Below are 19681 nucleotides of genomic sequence, written 5' to 3' on the forward strand. Positions count from 1 at the left end.
TGGCGGTGTCCGCGCGGGCACCGGCGCTGTGTCGTTGTCGGAGCCTGAGCCAGCCAGCAGAAGGAACCACGCATGAGCGAGGCATTCGCCGCCGCCGAGCCGCTGCTCGCCGAGCACGCGCAGATCGAGGCCCAGCTGGCCGACCCCGCGGTGCACGCCGACGCGGCGAACGCTCGCAGGCTCGGCCGTCGCTACGCCGAGCTCGGCCGCATCGCCCAGGCGTACACGGCGTGGAAGGCCGCGTCCGACGACGCGGGAGCCGCCGCCGAGCTGGCCGAGGTCGACGAGAGCTTCGCCGCCGAGCTGCCGTCGCTCCGGCAGGCCGCCGACGCCGCGGCCGCGCGGCTCCGCGAGGTCCTCATCCCACGCGACCCCGACGACTCCCGTGACGTGATCCTCGAGGTCAAGGCGGGGGAGGGCGGCGAGGAGTCCGCGCTGTTCGCCGCGGACCTGCTGCGGATGTACACGCGGTACGCGGAGAAGATGGGCTGGGCGACGCAGCTGCTCGGTGCGACCGAGTCGGACCTGGGCGGGTACAAGGACGCGCAGCTCGCGATCAAGGCCCGCGGGACGGTCGCGCCGGAGGACGGCGTCTGGGCGCACCTGAAGTACGAGGGCGGCGTCCACCGCGTCCAGCGGGTGCCCGTCACGGAGTCGCAGGGCCGGATCCACACCTCCGCCGCGGGCGTCCTGGTGTTCCCCGAGGCCGAGGACGAGGCCGAGGTGGCGATCGACGCGAACGACCTGCGCATCGACGTCTACCGCTCCTCCGGCCCGGGCGGGCAGTCCGTCAACACCACCGACTCCGCCGTGCGCATCACGCACCTGCCCACGGGCATCGTCGTGTCCATGCAGAACGAGAAGTCGCAGCTCCAGAACCGCGAGGCCGGCATGCGCGTGCTGCGCGCCAGGATCCTGGCCGCCCGCCAGGAGGAGGCCGCCGCCGCCGCGAGCGAGGCCCGCCGGTCCCAGGTCCGCACCGTCGACCGCTCCGAGCGCATCCGGACGTACAACTTCCCGGAGAACCGCATCGCCGACCACCGCACGGGCTACAAGGCCTACAACCTCGACGCGGTCCTCGGCGGCGAGCTCGCGCCCGTCGTGCAGTCCGCGATCGACGCCGACGAGGCCGCACGGCTGGCATCGGCGGGTTCCGCATGAGCGGCCCGGACATGCGGGCGCTGGTCGAGGGGGCCTCGAGCATCCTGGCCGACGCCGGGGTGCAGTCGCCGCGGCACGACGCCACCGCGCTCGCCGCGCACGTGCTCGGGCAGGACCGGCTGGAGCTCGCTCTCGCACCGCCCGTGCCCGAGGGTTTCGCCGAGCAGTTCGCCGGTCTGGTCGAGCGGCGCCGGAACCGTGAGCCGCTGCAGCACCTGGTCGGCTCGACCGGGTTCCGGTACCTGACGCTGCTGGTCGAGCCGGGCGTGTTCGTGCCGCGCCCCGAGACCGAGGTCGTCGCGCAGGTGGCGATCGAGGAGGCCGCGCGGCTGACGGACCCGCTCGTCGTCGACCTGTGCTGCGGCGCCGGCGGCATCGCCCTGTCGGTCGCCACGGAGGTCCCCGGCGCACGCGTGGTCGCGGTCGACCTGTCCGTGGAGGCCGTCGACCTGACGCGCCGCAACGCCGTCGCGGTCCAGGCGGACCTCCGCGTCGAGCACGGCGACGTCGCCGACCCGGCCCTCCTGCACGAGCTCGACGGCACGGTCGACGTCCTCGTCGCCAACCCGCCCTACATCCCGCCCGACGCGGAGCCGGTGGACCCGGAGGTGCGCGACCACGACCCTGACCTGGCCCTCTACGGCGGTGGTCTCGACGGGCTGGACGTCCCCCGCGCGGTCCTGCGTGCGGCCGCCCGCCTGCTCGCCCCCGGTGGGCTCCTGGTGATGGAGCACGCCGAGGTGCAGGACGCAGGCGCCCGGGAGGCCGCCCGGGCGACGGGGGCGTTCGAGGCGATCGAGTCCCGGCCCGACCTGACCGGTCGACCGCGGATGCTCGTCGCGCGGCGAGCCGCACAGCCGCACGTGACAGACTCGGCGCCGTGAACGAGCGGATCACCCCCGCGAGCGACCCCACCACCTGGGGGCCGGCGCTCGACGAGGCGGTCAATGTCCTGTCCCGCGGGGGACTCGTCGTCCTCCCCACGGACACCGTCTACGGCATCGCCGCCGACGCGTTCACCCCACCCGCCGTGCAGGCGCTCCTGGACGCCAAGGGCCGCGGCCGCCAGATGCCGCCCCCCGTGCTGATCGGCGACGTGCGGACGCTCGACGGTCTGGCCACCGACGTGCCCGACGGCGCGCGCGCCCTCGCCGAGGCGTTCTGGCCCGGCGGTCTCACGCTCATCGTCCGCGCGCAGCCGTCGCTGGCCTGGGACCTGGGGGAGACGCGCGGCACCGTCGCGCTGCGCGTCCCCGACCACGAGACCGCACGGGCTCTGCTGCGCCGCACGGGGCCGCTCGCGGTCTCCAGCGCGAACACCACGGGCTCGCCCGCGGCCGTGACCGCGCAGGGTGCCTACGACCAGCTCGGCGACTCCGTCGCGGTCTACCTCGACGGCGGCGACGCCCCGGGCCAGGTCGCCTCGACCATCGTCGACGCGACGGGTCCGACCCTGCGCCTCGTGCGCGCCGGGGCGATCGGCGTCGAGCAGCTCAACGAGATCACGCCGGTGGAGGGACCCGCCGCGTGAGGGTCTACCTGCTCGCCCTGCTCATCGCCGCCACGGTGGCGTACCTGATGACGCCGCTGGCGCGCTGGTGCGCGCTGCGCTGGGGGGCCATCACGGCCGTCCGCGACCGTGACGTGCACGCGATCCCGACGCCGCGACTCGGCGGCATGGCGATGTTCGCGGGCATGCTCGTCGCGGTCCTCATGTGCAGCAACCTCCCGTTCCTCGACGGCGTCTACGCCAACCCCCGGCCGATCATCGGCATCATGGGCGGTGCCGCGATCGTGTGCGCGCTCGGGGTCGCCGACGACATCTGGGACCTCGACTGGCTCACCAAGCTCATGGGCCAGGTGCTGGCCGGCGGGTTCCTCGCGTGGCAGGGCGTCCAGCTCTACCAGCTGCCCATCGGCAGCTACCAGACCGTCGGCTCCACGCGGGTGATGATGTTCCTCACCGTGCTCACCGTGGTCATCGCCATGAACGCGGTGAACTTCGTCGACGGCCTGGACGGGCTCGCGGCCGGCGTGCTCGCGATCGGCGGGACGGCGTTCTTCCTCTACGCCTACCTGCTGACCGAGGGTGCCAACCCCGGCGCGTACGCCAACGCCAACCTCGCCGCGCTCGTCCTCGCCGTGCTGGTGGGCGCGTGCGTGGGGTTCCTGCCGCACAACGTCTACCCCGCCCGCATCTTCATGGGCGACTCGGGCGCCATGCTGCTCGGCTTCGTCTTCAGCGCCGCCGCGATCTACGTGACGGGGCAGATCGACCCCGACGAGGTGCTCCAGCGCCAGCGGTTCCCCGCCTTCCTGCCGATGCTCCTGCCGTTCGCGGTGCTCCTGCTCCCGCTGCTCGACATGGGGCTCGCGATCATCCGCCGGGTCGGTGCCGGCAAGTCCCCCTTCCACCCGGACCGCATGCACCTGCACCACCGCATGCTGCAGCTGGGCCACTCGCACCGCCGCGCGGTCGCGATCATGTACGTCTGGACCGCGGTGTTCGCCTTCGGGGTCGCCGCCCTGGTCCGGTGGGAGACCACCGTCGTCCTCATCACGTTCGGCGTCGCCGTGCTCGTCGCCACCCTGCTGACGCTCGGACCGCTGCGCGGCCGGTCCGCCACACCGCCTCTGGAGGCCGTCCGATGACCACCGCTGAACACACGCCGACCCCGGCTACCGGCAACGAGGCGGTCTTCCGCCAGTCGCTGCGGGACATGCTCGTGCTCCTCGGCGTGCTGACCGTGCTCGGCGTCGGCATCGGCTACCTGGTCGACGGCATGGCCGGCGTCTGGGGTGCGCTGATCGGTGTGGGCATCGCGCTGATCTTCTCCGGGACGACCGTGATCTCGGTCCTGAAGACGGCCCACTCGGCGCCGACCACGATGATGGCGGTGATCATGGGCGCCTGGCTGGGCAAGCTGGTCGTCGTCATCGTGGTGCTCGTGATCCTCAAGCAGTTCGACTTCTACAACCCGCAGGTGCTGTTCCTGGTGTCCATCGCGGGGGTCATCGGGTCGGCCGTCCTGGACGCCCGTGCGGTGCAGCGCGGGCGGGTCGGGTACTTCGAGGCGTAGGGGCTTCCGGGGCCCTCGCAGGCACCCGTCGCGGGTCCAGACCAAGCCCGTCCATAGGTTAGGCTTTCGCCATCCAAGACGGCCCGGCGCCGTGCTCGTGCCCGCACTGATGCGGCACTCGGCGCACACGACCACAGGAGACCGCCCTGTTCAGCCTTGCGACGATCCTGCCGCTCGCCGCGGAAGAAGACGGCGGCGGCGGCTTCCATCCCCCCTCGCTCGCCGACTTCTTCCCGCCGGCCATCTGGTTCGAGGGGACGCCGTTCGAGATCAACCGGATCATCCTGGTCCGGCTGATCGCCGTCGTCGCGCTCATGCTCATCTTCATCATCGGCGCCCGCCGGGCCAAGCTGGTCCCGGGCCGGTTCCAGAGCATCCTCGAGATGGGTCTGGACTTCTGCCGGAACTCGATCGCGTACGAGATCCTCGGTGAGAAGGACGGCAAGAAGTACGTCTCGATCATCACGACGATCTTCTTCGCCGTCTTCTTCTTCAACATCACGGGTGTGATCCCGTTCCTGAACATCGCGGGAACGTCCGTGATCGGCCTGCCGATCATCTTCGCCCTGTGGGTGTACTTCCTGTACCTGTGGCAGGGCGTCAAGAAGTTCGGCGTCGGCGGGTACCTCAAGCACAGCCTGTTCCCGCCCGGTGTCCCGTGGCCGATCTACATCCTGCTGACCCCGGTCGAGGCGCTGCAGGTCTTCATCCTGCGCCCGGCGACCCTGGTCATCCGGCTCCTGGCCAACATGATGGCCGGCCACCTGCTGCTCGCCCTGTGCTTCGCGGCGACCTCGTTCCTGTTCTTCGAGGCGTCCGGTGCGGTCAAGGCGTTCGGCGCCGTGACGTTCGTCGCCGGCTTCGCCTTCTTCCTGCTCGAGGTCTTCGTGGCCGCCCTGCAGGCGTACGTGTTCTCGATCCTGACCGCCGTCTACCTGCAGATGTCGATCACCGAAGAGCACTGATCGACAGCCTCACCGCGACGGGCTGATCCCCGGACCGTCGCCCCTGACCGGACGCGCCGCGCGGCGCGCAGATGAAAGGAACCACCCCGTGGAAATCACCGGACTCGCTCTCGTCGGATACGGTCTCGCGGCCATCGGCCCCGGCATCGGCCTCGGCATCCTGTTCGGCAAGACGATCGAGGGCATGGCGCGTCAGCCCGAGATGGCCGGCCAGCTCCGCTCGACCATGTTCGTCGGCCTGGCCTTCATCGAGATCCTCGCCCTCCTGGCCATCGCCACCCCGTTCTTCCTGTGATCACCGCGCCGCTCGTCGCTGCCGCGCACAGCGCGGTGGTGGCTGCTGAGGAAGTCGAGGAGGTCAACCCCCTCCTCCCGCACACCTACGACATCGTCTGGTCGTTGGTGATCGTGGTGATCATCGCCGTCGTGTTCATCAAGTACGCCCTGCCGAAGTTCCAGGCCGTCCTCGACGAGCGCGCGGAGAAGATCGAAGGCGGTCTCAAGCACGCGGAGACCGCACAGGCCGAGGCAGCCGAGCTGCGCGCGGAGTACGAGCAGCAGCTCGCCGACGCCCGCACCGAGGCCGCCCGCATCAAGGAGGCCGCCCGCGCGGAGGGTGGTGCCATCGTCACCGAGCTCAAGGCGAAGGCGGCGGCCGAGGCTGCGCGCACGGTCGAGACGGCCCAGCGCCAGATCGAGGCCGAGCGTCAGCAGGCGGCGGTCTCGCTGCGCAACGACGTGGGTGCGCTCGCCACCGAGCTGGCCTCGAAGATCGTCGGCGAGTCCCTCGAGGACTCCGCCCGCCAGTCGCGGGTCGTCGACCGCTTCCTCGCGGAGCTCGAGGCCTCGGCGACGACGACTGCCGGCAAGGAGAACTGATGCGCGGCACGAGTCTCGCGTCGCTCGGCGCGGCACAGCACCGGTTCGAGCCGGTGCTGTCCGCGGCGGGTGCGCAGGGGATCACGCTCGGCGAGCAGCTGTTCGCCGTCGTCGACGCCCTGGACTCCTCGGGCTCGCTGCGGCGGACCCTGTCGGACCCCGCCATCGACGGCGACGCCAAGGCCGGACTGGTCTCGAGCGTGCTCGGCCGGCTCGACGCCCGCGTCGTCGACGCGGTGTCCGACCTGGTGAAGGCACGCTGGTCGTCCGCCGAGGACCTCATCGAGGCCGTCGAGCGGCTCGGCTTCGACGCGGTGCTCGCGTCGGCGCAGGCCGGAAAGGAGCTCGAGCGGGTCGAGGACGAGCTGTTCCGCATCACGCGGTCGCTCGTCGGTCAGCGTGAGGTCCGCCAGGCACTGTTCGACCCGCGGGTCCCCGGCGACAAGCGGGCCGACCTCGCGGAGAACCTGCTGCGCGGCAAGGTCACCGACGCCACCCTCGCGGTGGCACGGCGAGCGGCCGCGTCCCCGCGCGGTCGCCGCTTCGTCGCGACGCTCGGCCTCGTGGGCGACCTCGCCGCGGCGCGGCGCGAACGCCTCGTGGCGTCCGTGACGTCCGGCAGCGAGCTCTCGCAGGCGCAGCTGGACCGCCTCGGCGCCCTGCTGCAGCAGGAGTACGGGCAGGACCTGCAGCTCAACGTGACGGTGGACCCCGCGATCATCGGGGGACTGCGCATCCAGGTGGGCGCGGACGTGGTCGACTCGACCGTGCTCGCCAGGCTCGCCGACGCACGACGACGACTTGCCAGCTGAGAATCGGCCCCCGGCCGGTCCCTTGAACGACGTGCACGAACGTACGACCGCCCGACCGGCGGTCACGACAGGAGAAGAGCAATGGCTGAGCTGACGATCCGGCCGGACGAGATCCGGGCCGCGCTGGACAGCTTCGTGAAGTCCTACGAGCCGACGGGCGTGGTCTCCGAAGAGGTCGGCCGCGTGACCCTGACGGCCGACGGCATCGCGCAGGTCGAGGGCCTCCCGGGCGCGATGGCGAACGAGCTGCTGCGGTTCGAGGACGGCACGCTCGGCCTCGCGCTCAACCTCGACGTCCGCGAGATCGGCGTCGTCGTGCTGGGTGAGTTCACGGGCATCGAGGAGGGCCAGGAGGTCCGCCGCACGGGCGAGGTGCTCTCCGTCCCGATCGGTGACGGCTACCTCGGCCGCGTCGTCGACCCGCTGGGCCAGCCCATCGACGGTCTGGGCGAGCTCGCGACCGAGGGCCGCCGCGCCCTCGAGCTGCAGGCCCCCGGCGTCATGGCGCGCAAGAGCGTGCACGAGCCCCTGCAGACCGGCCTCAAGGCCATCGACGCGATGATCCCGATCGGCCGTGGCCAGCGCCAGCTGATCATCGGTGACCGCCAGACGGGCAAGACGGCGATCGCGATCGACACGATCATCAACCAGAAGGCCAACTGGGAGTCGGGCGACGAGTCCAAGCAGGTCCGCTGCATCTACGTCGCCATCGGTCAGAAGGGCTCCACCATCGCCGCCATCCGCGGCGCCCTGGAGGAGGCCGGCGCGCTCGAGTACACGACGATCGTCGCGGCCCCCGCGTCCGACCCGGCCGGCTTCAAGTACCTCGCGCCCTACACCGGCTCGGCCATCGGCCAGCACTGGATGTACCAGGGCAAGCACGTCCTCATCGTGTTCGACGACCTGTCGAAGCAGGCCGAGGCCTACCGTGCCGTGTCGCTGCTGCTGCGTCGCCCGCCGGGCCGCGAGGCGTACCCCGGTGACGTCTTCTACCTGCACTCCCGTCTGCTGGAGCGTTGTGCCAAGCTCTCGGACGAGCTGGGCGGCGGCTCGATGACGGGTCTCCCGGTCATCGAGACCAAGGCCAACGACGTGTCGGCGTACATCCCGACCAACGTCATCTCCATCACCGACGGCCAGATCTTCCTGCAGTCCGACCTGTTCAACGCGGACCAGCGCCCGGCCGTCGACGTCGGCATCTCGGTGTCCCGCGTCGGTGGTGCCGCGCAGGTCAAGGCCATGAAGTCGGTCTCCGGCACGCTGAAGCTGGACCTCGCGCAGTTCCGGTCTCTCGAGGCGTTCGCGATGTTCGCGTCCGACCTCGACGCCGCCTCGCGCGCCCAGCTGACCCGTGGCGCCCGCCTCATGGAGCTGCTCAAGCAGGCGCAGTACTCCCCGTACCCGGTCGAGGACCAGGTCGCATCCATCTGGGCCGGCACCAAGGGCAAGCTGGACGACGTCCCGATCGCCGACGTGCGCCGGTTCGAGACGGAGCTGCTCGACCACCTGCGCCGCAACACCGAGGTGCTCTCGACGATCGCGTCGTCCGGCAAGCTCGACGACGACACCGAGAAGGCGCTCGGGTACGCGGTCGACGAGTTCCGGAACGGGTTCCTGGTGGGCGACGGCACGACGCTGGTCGGCTCGTCCGACGACGGCGCCGAGGTCGAGATCGAGCAGGAGCAGATCGTCCGGCAGAAGAAGGGCTGACGTGGCAGGTCAGCAGCGCGTCTACCGGCAGCGGATCCGGTCGACAGAGTCGCTGAAGAAGATCTTCCGTGCGATGGAGCTCATCGCCGCCTCGCGCATCGGCAAGGCGCGTGACCGGGTGACGGCGGCGACGCCGTACTCCCGTGCGCTGACCCGTGCGGTGTCGGCCGTGGCCACGCACTCGAACGTGACCCACCCGCTCGTCACCGAGCGGACGGACACCAAGCGGGTCGCGGTCCTGGTCGTCACGTCGGACCGCGGCATGGCCGGTGCCTACTCGGCGAGCGCGATCCGGGAGGCCGAGCGCCTCATCGGTCGCCTCACCGAGCAGGGCTTCGAGCCGATCGTCTACGCCGTCGGCCGCCGTGCCATCTCGTACTACACCTTCCGTGGTCGCGAGCTCGCGCAGCAGTGGGCGGGCAACTCGGACGCCCCGTCCGTCGAGACGGCCGCCGACATCGCCGAGACGCTGCTCGCGGCGTTCGAGGCGCCGGTCGACGAGGGCGGCGTCGCGGAGCTGCACGTCGTGTTCACGCACTTCCGGAACATGGTGTCGCAGTCCCCGCGGGTCATCCGGCTCCTGCCGCTCGAGATCGTCGAGGGCGTCGAGGCGCGCGACGAGAACGAGATCCCGCCGCTGTACGAGTTCGAGCCGTCCCCGGAGGCCGTGCTCGACGCGCTGCTGCCGATGTACGTGCGCAGCCGCATCTACACCTGCCTCCTGCAGGCGGCGGCCTCCGAGCTCGCTGCCCGGCAGCGCGCGATGCACACCGCGACCGACAACGCCGAGGACCTGGTGCGCATGTACACCCGGCTCGCCAACCAGGCCCGCCAGGCCGAGATCACCCAGGAGATCAGCGAGATCGTGTCGGGCGCCGACGCGCTCGCCTCCTGACGACTACGTCCCCACAGACGAACCGGAGAAACACCATGACTGCTACCACTACCGAAGCTGCCGTCGAGCACGCGTCCGGTCCTGGCGTGGGTCGGGTCGCGCGGGTCATCGGCCCCGTCGTCGACATCGAGTTCCCGTCCGACCAGATCCCGGAGATCTACAACGCGCTCAAGGTCGACATCGACCTGTCGACGCAGGGTGAGGGCGAGGCCGAGGGCGTCACGACGATGACGCTCGAGGTCGCCCAGCACCTCGGCGACTCGCTCATCCGCGCCATCGCGCTGAAGCCGACCGACGGCCTGGTCCGCGGCGCGCTCGTGCGCGACACCGGCGAGGCGATCAGCGTGCCCGTCGGCGACATCACCAAGGGTCACGTCTTCAACGTCATCGGCGAGGTGCTCAACCTCAAGGAGGGCGAGAAGCTCGAGATCACCGAGCGCTGGCCCATCCACCGCAAGCCCCCGGCCTTCGACCAGCTCGAGAGCAAGACCGAGATGTTCGAGACCGGCATCAAGGTCATCGACCTGCTGACGCCGTACGTGCTCGGCGGGAAGATCGGACTCTTCGGTGGTGCGGGCGTCGGCAAGACGGTCCTCATCCAGGAGATGATCCAGCGCGTCGCGCTCAACCACGGTGGTGTGTCGGTGTTCGCCGGTGTCGGCGAGCGCACCCGTGAGGGCAACGACCTCATCGTCGAGATGGAGGAGGCCGGCGTCTTCGACAAGACGGCGCTCGTCTTCGGCCAGATGGACGAGCCGCCGGGCACGCGTCTGCGGGTCGCTCTGTCGGCGCTGACGATGGCCGAGTACTTCCGCGACGTGCAGAAGCAGGACGTGCTGCTCTTCATCGACAACATCTTCCGGTTCACGCAGGCCGGTTCCGAGGTGTCGACGCTGCTCGGCCGCATGCCGTCCGCGGTCGGCTACCAGCCGAACCTCGCCGACGAGATGGGCCTCCTCCAGGAGCGCATCACCTCGACGCGTGGTCACTCGATCACCTCGCTGCAGGCGATCTACGTGCCCGCCGACGACTACACCGACCCGGCCCCGGCCACGACGTTCGCGCACCTCGACGCGACGACGGCGCTGTCCCGTGAGATCGCGTCGCGCGGCCTGTACCCGGCCGTGGACCCGCTGACGTCGACGAGCCGCATCCTCGACCCGCGCTACGTCGGCCAGGCGCACTACGACGCCGCGACGCGCGTGAAGTCGATCCTGCAGCGCAACAAGGAGCTCCAGGACATCATCGCGATCCTCGGTGTCGACGAGCTGTCGGAGGAGGACAAGACGGTCGTGGCACGCGCCCGTCGTATTCAGCAGTTCCTCTCGCAGAACACGTACATGGCCGAGAAGTTCACCGGCGTCGTCGGCTCGACGGTCCCGCTCACGGAGACGGTCGAGGCCTTCGGCAAGATCGCCGACGGCGAGTTCGACCACATCTCCGAGCAGGCGTTCTTCAACATCGGTGGCCTCGAGGACCTCGAGCGCAACTGGGCCCGCATCCAGAAGGACTACGGCGTCTGATGACAGTGGGGCGGGGCGACGATCACGCCCCGCCCCACTGTGCTCGTCCTAGTCCCGCACATCATCGAAGGAGGGTCTCGTGGCTGACATCGAGGTCGAGCTCGTCGCCACCGCCGGAAAGCTCTGGTCCGGCACCGCCCGCATGGTCTCGGCCAAGGCCGGGGAGGGCGAGATCGGCATCCTGGCCGGTCACGAGCCCGTGCTGTCCGTGCTCCAGCCCGGCGAGCTCCGCGTGTTCCCGGTCGGGGGCGGCGAGCCGAAGCGCTGGCAGGTCGAGGGCGGGTTCCTGTCCTTCGACTCGAACCACCTGACCATCGTCGCCGACAACGTCGTCGAGGGCGCTCGCCCCGCGACGTCGCCCGCCACGCACTGAGGGCGCCGAGACGGTGAGCGGACACGTCGTCGCACTCCTGAGTGTGATCGTCGTGGTGCTGCTCGCCGTCGTCGCCGTCTGGTTCTCCCGGGTGCACACCCTGAACCGTCGGGTCGGGTCGTTCCACTGTGCGCTGGGCCGGACCGCCGAGGGCCCCTGGTCCTCGGGGGTCGCCCAGTACGGCGCGGACCGGCTCTACTGGTGGCGATACCGCTCGCTCGCGGCCAGGCCGCACGCGCGGTGGCAGCGGGTGGGGCTCGAGGTCCTCGCGCGCACCGACTGGTACGCCGGTCAGGTGGTGGTGACGTGCCGTCCGGGGTCCGAGAGCGAGCCCGTCCACCTGCTGATGAGTGCCGAGGCGTACGCCGGCCTCACGTCGTGGATCGAGGCGACGCCGTCGCGCGTCGGCTCGGTCATCTGACTTCTCGGGAAGAGTCTCTCCATGCGCCTCGTCGTGGCGTCCTGCTCGGCCCGCTACAGCGGTCGGCTCAACGCACACCTGCCCCTGGCAACGCGCCTCCTGGTCGTGAAGGCCGACGGCAGCGTGCTGCTGCACTCGGACGGCGGGTCGTACAAGCCGCTGAACTGGATGAGCCCGCCGTGCACGCTCGCGGTGTCGGAGCCGTCCGACGAGGCCCGCACCGCCGGTGTCACCGCCGTGTGGACCGTCCAGCACCAGAAGTCGGACGACCGCCTGGAGATCGACCTGTACGGCGTTCTGCACGACTCGTCGCATGAGCTTGGCGTCGACCCCGGGCTCGTCAAGGACGGCGTGGAGGCGCACCTGCAGGAGCTCCTCGCGGCGCAGATCCTGCTGCTGGGCACCGGGCACACGCTGGTGCGCCGGGAGTACCCGACGGCCATCGGCCCGGTGGACATCCTGGCGAAGGACCCGGCGGGCGGCACGGTCGCGGTCGAGATCAAGCGACGTGGGGACATCGACGGCGTCGAGCAGCTGACGCGCTACCTGGAGCTGCTCAACCGGGACCCGCACCTGGCGCCGGTGCGCGGGGTCTTCGCGGCGCAGGAGATCAAGCCGCAGGCGCGCGTGCTCGCCACGGACCGGGGGATCGGCTGCCTCGTGCTCGACTACGACACGATGCGCGGCGTCGACGACAGCAGCACACGGCTCTTCTAAGACCCATCTCACACAGCCGCGCTCTTGAACATGTTCAGTTGAACGTGTTCAACTGAACGCATGAGCGACGACACCAAGGCCCTCGTCCGGTCCACCGCCCTTCGGCTCTTCCGCGAGCGCGGGTACGCGGCGACGACGATGCGGGCGATCGCGCAGGAGGCGGGCGTCGCGACGGGGAACGCGTACTACCACTTCGCCTCGAAGGACCACCTGGTCCAGGAGCTCTACCTCGACGTCACGCGTGAGCACGCGGTCGCCGCGCGCGCGGTCCTCGCCCAGGGCGGCGACCTGACCGCGCGGCTGCGCGGCGTGATGCTGGCGGGGGTGGACGCGTTCGCGGAGTACCACGCGTTCGGCGCCGAGTTCGTGACGGTCGCCATCCGGCCGGGATCGGCCGCGAGCCCCTTCTCGACGGAGTCCGGCGCGTCCCGCGAGCTCAGCCAGGACGTCTTCCGTGAGCTGGTGGAAGGTGCGTCGCCCGCCGTGCCCACCGGCCTGCGCGAGGAGCTGCCCGAGCTCCTCTGGTTGGCGCAGCTCGGGGTCACGCTCTTCTGGGTCTACGACGGATCACCGGACCAGCGCCGGACGCGGACCCTGGTGGAGGGGATCGCGCCCCTGATCGGTCGACTGGTCCGGTTGTCCCGGCTGCCGGTCCTGCGCGGTGCCGCCGACGACGTGCTGGCGCTCGTGCGGGCGGTGCGCTCATGAGCGAGCTGTCCCCGGTCGCGGTCGACGTCGTGCGGGCCGTCGTCGGGCTCGGCACCGTCGTCGTCCTGCCCCTCGGGCTGCGGCTGCTCGGAGACCAGGTGGTCCCGCGGCCGCGATCCGCGATGTGGCCACTAGTCGGGCTGCTCGCGGCGGTGAGCGTCTGGCTGCCGGTCGGTTCGGCGGCCGCCGGGCTCGCGCTGCCGTTCGCGGCAGCCGCCGCGATGCTGGCGCTGTGCGCGTTCGCCGTCCGGCCGGTCTCCACCGCGGTCGCCCTCGCCACCCCGGTGGTCGGTGGGGTCGCGCTCGTCGCGGAAAGGTCGGGCTGGGGTCTGCTCGGGTTCTCGGGCGACTACCTGGCGCTGACCGTCCCGCACATGCTGTTCGCCGGGTTCGGGGCGTGCCTCGTGGTCGGCCTGGTCGCGCAGGTGACGGTCACCCCCCTCACGCGGGTGGCGGCGACCGCGGCACCGACCGGCGTGCTCCTGGTGCTGGCGGGCTACTTCGTCTCGGACGCCGCCGAGCTGGTCGGGGCCGTGGTCCTCACGGTCGGGCTGTGGTGCGCGGCGGCGGCGACCGTGGGCCTCGGCGGCTCCCGGGCGCGGGCGCTCCTGAGGCTCGGTGCGGTGACGATCGCGCTGTCGATGCTCCTCGCGCTCTGGTGGGCGGTGGGAGAGGTGACCGGTCTGACGCACCCGAGCCTGTCGTGGATGGTCGCGACCCACGGCGTCGCGAACGCGCTGGGGTTCGTGCTGTGCACGCTGCTCGGGCTGCGGCTCCTCCCGACCCCGCCCGAGCCGTCCGGCCTCACCTACGCGGAGGTCGGCGCGACCCAGGGCGGTCCGCTGCCTGCCGGCTACCGGCACCTGCGGGTGCGGCACCTGCTGGCGCCCGGGTCGACTGCGCGCGACGTGGACGTGGTCGGCGACGCGCTGCTGACCTGGCAGGTGCACGCGGCCGCGAGGATCGAGCTCCTGCGGGACGGGCCGGAGGCCGCGCCCGGCGTGCGCGTGGTCAGTCGGATCGGGGTTTTGCCGGTGCGCTTGTCGGAGCCCTGCGAGGTCGTCTGGGTCGAGCGGACCACGGACCGCGTCGGCTTCGGGTACGGCACCGTCGCCGGACATGTCTTCCGGGGGGAGGAGGCGTTCACCGTCGAGCGCGACGACGCCGGGGACCTCTGGTTCGTCGTGACGGCCTTCTCCGTGCCGGATCGCTGGTGGGTGCGGCTCGCCGGCCCGCTCACCGTGGTCGGGCAGCGCGCCTACCTGCGGCTGCTCGCGCGTGGCGCCCGTCGGGTGCTCGCTGAGGACCGACGCTCCGTCGGGAGCCCGTCATGAGCGTCCGTGGACCGCGCGCGATCGCGGTGCTGTGCGCGCGCTGCCTGGCCGTCCTGGTCGTCGTCAACCTGCTCGGTCTCGCCGTCGCCTACGCCGTCATGGGGTCGGACGTGGCCGCCGGGTCGGTGGTGGCGGCCGCCCTGGCGTACTTCCCGGCCGTGGCGACGATCGCCGCCCTGCTGATCGCCGTGGTCGGGTTCCCGGCGGGCCTGCTCGCAGCCAGGCTGCTGAGCGGCCAGCGTCGCGAGGGGGTTCACGTCCTTGTGTTCGCGTCCGTCGGCGCACTCCTGGCGATGACGCTGTGCGGATGGTGGGGCATGCTCGGGATCACCGGCTGGGCGTGGTTCGTCGCTGCTGCAGAGGGGGCTGTCGGAGCCGGTGGGGCCCGCTGGTGGTCGGGACGCGCGCACGCCCGGGCGGTGCCCTGGTCGGACGTGCAAGGAGCGGCTCTGCCATGGGGAAAGATTGGCCCGTGAGCACCGACACCCCCCTGGTCCTGCGCGGTCGGCTCGTCACCCCTCGGGGAGTGCTCGACGACGGTGTCGTGGTCGTCGACGACGCCACGATCGTCTGGGTCGGCCCGGCCGACCGGCTGCCGGCGGGGTGGGCAGCACCGGAGCCGAGCGGGACGACGATCCTCCCGGGCCTGGTCGACCTGCACTGCCACGGGGGCGGTGGCGCGAGCTTCCCGGACGCCGCCGACGCCGCGGACGCGCAGCGCGCCGTCGACGAGCACCGCCGGCACGGCACGACGAGCCTGGTCGCGTCGCTGGTCACAGCCCCGCCGGAGGTCCTCCTGCGGCGGACCGCCGTCCTCGCGGAGCTGGCGGACGCGGGGGAGATCGTCGGCATCCACCTCGAGGGTCCGTTCCTGTCGGCGGCCAGGTGCGGAGCGCAGAACCCGGCGGACATGCTCGACGGCGACCCCGAGCTGGTCCGCCGGCTCGCGGAGGCGGCGCACGGTCACCTGGTCACCATGACCGTGGCGCCGGAGGTGCCGGGGGCCGACGAGGTCGTCGCCGCCCTGGTCGACGTCGGCGCGGTCCCGTCGATCGGGCACACCGACGCGTCCGCCGAGCAGGTCGACGATGCCGTCGACCGCGGGTTCGACCTGCTGGCGTCCCGGTCCAACGGCAGGCTGACAGCGACGCACCTGTTCAACGGCATGCGCCCGCTGCACCACCGCGACCCGGGTCCGGTCGCCGCGTGCCTGGCCGCCGCGGCGCGCGGGGAGCTGGTCGTCGAGCTGGTCGCCGACGGCACGCACCTGGCCGACGGGACGGTCCGCTCGGTGTTCGACCTCGTCGGTGCGGGCGCGATCGCGCTGGTCACCGACGCCATGGCCGCCGCCGGGATGCCCGACGGCGAGTACCGGCTCGGTCCGATGTCCGTGCGGGTGGCCGACGGGGTCGCGCGAATCGCCGACGAGACCGGCGCGATCGCCGGGGGAGTCGCGCACCTGCTCGACGTGGTGCGGAACGTCGTCGCAGCGGGGATCCCGCTCGAGGACGCGGTGCTCGCCGCCGCCACGGTGCCGGCCGACGTGCTCGGTCGCCGCGATCTCGGTGCGCTCGCGGCGGGCCGGCGCGCCGACCTCGTGGTCACGGACGCCGACCTCGCACCGCTGCGCGTCCTGCGCGGCGGAGCCTGGGTCTAGCGGGGCGCGAGCACGACCACCGGAGTCACCGTCGTCCGCGTCGCGGCATAGGCGTCGAGCTTCGGGTTGACCGCGGTCCACACCGCCCACAGCCGGTCGTGCTCCGCCCCCTCGGCGGCGTGCGCGCGGACCGGGCGGGGCTCCTCGCCGTCCAGGCGGACGACAGCCTCGGGCTGCGCCTGGAGGTTGAGCCACCACGCGGGGTGCCCCTCGATCCAGCCGTTCATCGCGAGCGTGACCAGGTTCGGACCGTCCTGGAGGTAGCCGAGGATGACGCTGCGCTCCTGCCCGGAGGTCCGCCCGGTCGTGGTCAGCCGCAGCGCGCCGTAGCCGCGCTTGTTCGACGGTTCCCACAGGAACCGGCCGCCGCTGATGCGGTAGAGACCGCGGTGCACGCGCCAGGCGACCCGGATGAACCACTGGGGCGGCAGCGCGGGGCTCGTCATCGGCCCACCGTAGTGGCGTCAGACGCGGCCCCGGAGCGATCCGAGCCGGATCTCCCCGACGAGGACCAGGCGCACGTCGTGCACGCCGTCGGCCGCCACGGGCAGCTCCACGCTCGACCAGTCGTACCGGCCGCCCGACGGCGCCGACGCCGTGCCCAGCAGCCGCCAGCCGCGCCCGTCGCGCACCTCGACCCGCACCGACCCGCCCCGCGCCACGGTCAGCTCGACGTGGCCGACGCCGGTCAGGTCGACCGCCCGGAACAGCACCCAGCCGCTGCGTCGGCCGCGCGTGACCTCCAGGGCGTCGCCGGTCTCGCGGGTGTGCTCGGCGAACGTGACGTCCTCGCGGTCGTCGTGGTCGATCGCCCGCACCCAGGCGTCGAGCGAGCGCGCGGGGACGGGCTCACCGGGGACGTCGACCGGGATCACGAGAGGCAGGTCCGCCGACGAGGGTCCCGCGTGCAGCTCGTACCGGCCGGGCTCGACGACGAACCGGCCGCGCGTCACGTCCCAGACCGCGAACGCGTCGGCGGCGACGTCGAGCGCGACCACGGCGGTCTGCGCGGGCGCCAGCCGGACGCGCCGGTGCGCGACGAGCCGGCGGTGCGGCACCGGCAGCCGGTGCTCCGGGGCGGCGGCGTAGACCTGGACCAGCTCGTCGACGGGCCGGTCTCCGGTGTTCCGGACGGTCACGCGGACCGACCCGGCCACCTCGTCGATCGCCTCGAACGCGACGGTCGAGTAGCTCAGCCCGTGACCGAACGCCCACCGGGCGGGCCGCGGCGCGTACCAGTGCGTGAGGCCGCCGCCGATGACGTCGTAGTCGAGCAGGTCACCGGCGTCCTGCTCGGCCTCGGGCCACGCCTGCGCCAGCCGCCCGTACGGCTCGGCGTCGCCCCGGAGCACGTCCGCGACGCCGTGGCCGAGCTCCTGGCCACCGTGCGCGGTCCAGACGACTGCCGCGGCCTCGTCGCCCAGCGCGCCGAGCACGTACGGGTAGGACGAGACGACGACGAGGACGGTCGACGGGTTGGCCTCCAGCACCGCACGGGCGAGCTCCGCCTGCGACTCGGGCAGCCGCAGGTGCGGGCGGTCCTCCGTCTCGCGGCCGAGCAGGTGGGGGTCGTTGCCGACCGCGAGGACGACGACGTCGGCATCCCGTGCGGCGTCCACCGCGCGGGCCGTCCCGGACGCGACCGTGCGCAGCGTGAAGCGCTCGGCGCTCGCGGCCGTGGGGGCGTCGGCCACGAGCACCCCGCCGTCGCGCTGCACCATCAGCCACCGGCCGGAGCCCGCGTGCTGCAGCGAGACGGAGCCGTCGTCGTGCCGGTGCGCCCGGAAGCTCTCCTGCGCCACCCACCCGTGCACGCTGCTCGCGTCCGCGCGCAGGATCCAGCCGGCTCCGGTCCAGAGCAGGCCGGACGCGGCGGAGCGCAGCGTGAGGATGCCCTCGCCCCAGTCGGTGACGTCATGGTGGGCCGCGGTGCGGGAGGTCGCGACGAGGGTCCCGTCGGCACCCGCGTCCACGTAGGCGCCGGTGGTGCGGGACCACAGCGCGACGGTGTCCGCACCGGTCACCACGTGGGCCGGGGCGAGCGCCTCGGCGATCGACACCGTGTAGGGCGGGGTGCCCGAGTACCAGTCGGCCAGGACCTGGTCGGCGTGCGGTCCGACGACGGCCACGCGGGCACCGGGTCGCAGGGGGAGCACGCCGTCGTTCTCCAGCACGACGACCGCGCGCGTCGCGGCCTCGCGGGCGAGCGCCCGGCTGGCGGGCAGGTCGAGGTCGGCGGCGGTGATGGACGCCCACGGGTCGAGCGCGGGGTCCAGCTCGCCGGTCGCGAGGCGCAGCTCGAGCTGGCGCAGCGCGGCGCGGTCGACGTCCGCCTGGTCGAGCAGGCCACGCTCCAGGGCGGCGCTCAGGTGCGCGATCGTCCGGGTCGGGTCGGCGTCGTGGTCGGTGAACGAGTCCACCCCGGCCCGGACTGCGGCGGCCGCCGCCTCGACGTGGTCGTCGTAGTAGCGCTCACCGACGACGAGGTTGGTGGGGGCGCCGGCGTCGGAGACGACGAACAGGGACGCCGGTGTCCACCCGCGGACCTCGTCGAGGAGCTCACGGGCGACGTGGTTCGGGCGGCCGTTGACGAGGTTGTACGACGGCATCAGGGCGCCCACCACCCCGGCCTCGATGGGGCCGCGGAACGCGGGCAGCTCGTACTCGTGGAGCACCCGGGGGGAGAGCTGCGCGCTGGTGACGCTGCGGTCGGTCTCGTTCCCGTAGGCGACCAGGTGCTTGAGCGTGGGGACCGTCCGCCAGTACGTCGGGTGGTCGCCGCGCAGCCCGCGGGCGTACGCGGTGGCGAGGTGCGCGGTGAGGTGCGGGTCCTCGGAGAACCCTTCCTCGTTGCGGCCCCAGCGGGGGTGGCGCAGCGGGTTGACGACGGGCGCCCACACGTTGAGCGAGACCGTCGGGTCGGCCGCGTGCTTGGCCCGGACCTCCGTGCCGACCGCGGCTCCGACGCGCTCCAGCAGCTCGGCGTCCCAGGTGGCCGCGAGCCCGACGGGCTGGGGGAACGTGGTCGCCGTGCCGAGCCACGCGACCCCGTGCAGGCCCTCGGTGCCGGTGCGGAACGGCCCGAGCTCGACGCGGGGGACCGGCGCGGCGTGCTGGTGCAGCAGGGCGAGCCGCTCGCCGGGCGTGAGCTGGTCGAGCAGCTCCCGGGCGCGTGCGGCGAACGGTCGCGCGGGGGCGCCGGCGCTTGTCGGGGACGGCCGGTCGGGAAGGGAGTGGTCGGCCACGGAGTCCTCGTCGTCGAGTGGTTCAGGACAGGATGTGAATCGTTTAAGGCCGCAAACGTCGAACCGATTCGATGATGGTTCGACGGCGCGCGAACAGGCATCGTGCGGCATTCATGGTGCTTGACGGCCCTGTTTGTCGCAAGTGCCGATCCATGGCTCCCAGGCCTTGCCTCCCCCGGGACAAGACCATAGAGTCTCGCC

General features: G+C 72.2%; 21 protein-coding genes. 19 read left to right on the forward strand and 2 right to left on the reverse strand.

From position 1 onward, the window contains the following. Positions 1-72 precede the first annotated feature (72 nt). From prfA to nagA, 19 genes are all read left to right on the forward strand, one after another. Complete coding sequence (gene prfA / locus ASF78_RS20805) at positions 73-1161, forward strand: peptide chain release factor 1 (RefSeq protein ID WP_056594257.1); 1089 nt, start codon at positions 73-75, stop codon at positions 1159-1161. Continuing rightward, a complete protein-coding gene (gene prmC, locus ASF78_RS20810; protein ID WP_056594262.1) occupies positions 1158-2045 on the forward strand; it encodes a peptide chain release factor N(5)-glutamine methyltransferase in 888 nt (295 codons plus the stop codon). The genes prfA and prmC overlap by 4 nt, the downstream gene beginning before the upstream one ends. Next, positions 2042-2692: an L-threonylcarbamoyladenylate synthase gene (locus tag ASF78_RS20815; protein ID WP_056594265.1), complete on the forward strand. Its 651-nt coding sequence runs from the start codon at positions 2042-2044 to the stop codon at positions 2690-2692. The genes prmC and ASF78_RS20815 overlap by 4 nt, the downstream gene beginning before the upstream one ends. Beyond that, the gene (locus ASF78_RS20820) at positions 2689-3813 is read left to right on the forward strand and encodes a glycosyltransferase family 4 protein (RefSeq protein ID WP_056594268.1); all 1125 of its coding nucleotides are present in this window, start codon (positions 2689-2691) and stop codon (positions 3811-3813) included. Before ASF78_RS20815 ends, ASF78_RS20820 begins: the two co-directional genes overlap by 4 nt. Then, positions 3810-4241, forward strand: a complete 432-nt coding sequence (locus ASF78_RS20825) for a hypothetical protein (RefSeq protein WP_056594271.1) — start codon at positions 3810-3812, stop codon at positions 4239-4241. The genes ASF78_RS20820 and ASF78_RS20825 overlap by 4 nt, the downstream gene beginning before the upstream one ends. Before the next feature lie 242 nt (positions 4242-4483). Continuing rightward, entirely contained in the window at positions 4484-5206 is a 723-nt protein-coding gene (gene atpB, locus ASF78_RS20830; RefSeq protein WP_156374276.1) for a F0F1 ATP synthase subunit A, read from the forward strand. An 88-nt stretch (positions 5207-5294) separates the two neighbouring features. Next, positions 5295-5501 carry an ATP synthase F0 subunit C gene (atpE, locus tag ASF78_RS20835; protein WP_055918092.1) on the forward strand — a complete coding sequence of 69 codons (207 nt, stop codon included), beginning with the start codon at positions 5295-5297 and terminating at the stop codon, positions 5499-5501. 38 nt (positions 5502-5539) lie between these two features. Then, complete coding sequence (locus ASF78_RS20840; RefSeq protein ID WP_235518749.1) at positions 5540-6085, forward strand: F0F1 ATP synthase subunit B; 546 nt, start codon at positions 5540-5542, stop codon at positions 6083-6085. Then, positions 6085-6897: a F0F1 ATP synthase subunit delta gene (locus tag ASF78_RS20845; RefSeq protein ID WP_056594277.1), complete on the forward strand. Its 813-nt coding sequence runs from the start codon at positions 6085-6087 to the stop codon at positions 6895-6897. The genes ASF78_RS20840 and ASF78_RS20845 overlap by 1 nt, the downstream gene beginning before the upstream one ends. 81 nt (positions 6898-6978) lie before the next feature. Continuing rightward, positions 6979-8607, forward strand: a complete 1629-nt coding sequence (gene atpA / locus ASF78_RS20850) for a F0F1 ATP synthase subunit alpha (protein ID WP_056594280.1) — start codon at positions 6979-6981, stop codon at positions 8605-8607. A gap of 1 nt (position 8608) precedes the next feature. Further along, positions 8609-9502 (forward strand): F0F1 ATP synthase subunit gamma, encoded by an 894-nt coding sequence (locus ASF78_RS20855; RefSeq protein WP_056594282.1) that lies wholly within the window; start codon positions 8609-8611, stop codon positions 9500-9502. Between the two features lie 35 nt (positions 9503-9537). Beyond that, complete coding sequence (atpD, locus tag ASF78_RS20860; RefSeq protein ID WP_056594285.1) at positions 9538-11025, forward strand: F0F1 ATP synthase subunit beta; 1488 nt, start codon at positions 9538-9540, stop codon at positions 11023-11025. 79 nt (positions 11026-11104) lie between these two features. After that, positions 11105-11398 carry a F0F1 ATP synthase subunit epsilon gene (locus tag ASF78_RS20865; protein ID WP_056594287.1) on the forward strand — a complete coding sequence of 98 codons (294 nt, stop codon included), beginning with the start codon at positions 11105-11107 and terminating at the stop codon, positions 11396-11398. Positions 11399-11411: 13 nt separating this feature from the next. Continuing rightward, complete coding sequence (locus ASF78_RS20870) at positions 11412-11819, forward strand: DUF2550 family protein (RefSeq protein WP_082495266.1); 408 nt, start codon at positions 11412-11414, stop codon at positions 11817-11819. 21 nt (positions 11820-11840) lie between these two features. Further along, a complete protein-coding gene (nucS, locus tag ASF78_RS20875; RefSeq protein WP_056594301.1) occupies positions 11841-12536 on the forward strand; it encodes an endonuclease NucS in 696 nt (231 codons plus the stop codon). A gap of 60 nt (positions 12537-12596) precedes the next feature. Next, positions 12597-13244: a TetR/AcrR family transcriptional regulator gene (locus ASF78_RS20880; protein WP_056594303.1), complete on the forward strand. Its 648-nt coding sequence runs from the start codon at positions 12597-12599 to the stop codon at positions 13242-13244. Further along, on the forward strand, positions 13241-14578 hold the full coding sequence (locus ASF78_RS22880; protein ID WP_082495275.1) for a YndJ family transporter: 1338 nt from the start codon (positions 13241-13243) through the stop codon (positions 14576-14578). The genes ASF78_RS20880 and ASF78_RS22880 overlap by 4 nt, the downstream gene beginning before the upstream one ends. Continuing rightward, the gene (locus ASF78_RS20890) at positions 14575-15054 is read left to right on the forward strand and encodes a hypothetical protein (protein WP_056594306.1); all 480 of its coding nucleotides are present in this window, start codon (positions 14575-14577) and stop codon (positions 15052-15054) included. The genes ASF78_RS22880 and ASF78_RS20890 overlap by 4 nt, the downstream gene beginning before the upstream one ends. After that, positions 15033-16235, forward strand: coding sequence for an N-acetylglucosamine-6-phosphate deacetylase (gene nagA / locus ASF78_RS20895; RefSeq protein ID WP_056594309.1), 1203 nt, complete (start codon positions 15033-15035; stop codon positions 16233-16235). The genes ASF78_RS20890 and nagA overlap by 22 nt, the downstream gene beginning before the upstream one ends. Here the strand turns inward: nagA and ASF78_RS20900 are convergent. Together ASF78_RS20900 and ASF78_RS20905 are read right to left on the reverse strand one after the other, a co-directional pair. Then, positions 16232-16681 carry a nitroreductase/quinone reductase family protein gene (locus ASF78_RS20900; RefSeq protein WP_056594312.1) on the reverse strand — a complete coding sequence of 150 codons (450 nt, stop codon included), beginning with the start codon at positions 16679-16681 and terminating at the stop codon, positions 16232-16234. The two genes, nagA and ASF78_RS20900, sit on opposite strands and share 4 nt — an antisense overlap. 18 nt (positions 16682-16699) lie before the next feature. Then, positions 16700-19480 (reverse strand): glycoside hydrolase family 3 C-terminal domain-containing protein, encoded by a 2781-nt coding sequence (locus ASF78_RS20905; RefSeq protein ID WP_056594315.1) that lies wholly within the window; start codon positions 19478-19480, stop codon positions 16700-16702. Positions 19481-19681 lie beyond the last annotated feature (201 nt).

It is taken from the genome of Cellulomonas sp. Leaf334 (assembly GCF_001424195.1).
Lineage (GTDB): Bacteria > Actinomycetota > Actinomycetes > Actinomycetales > Cellulomonadaceae > Cellulomonas.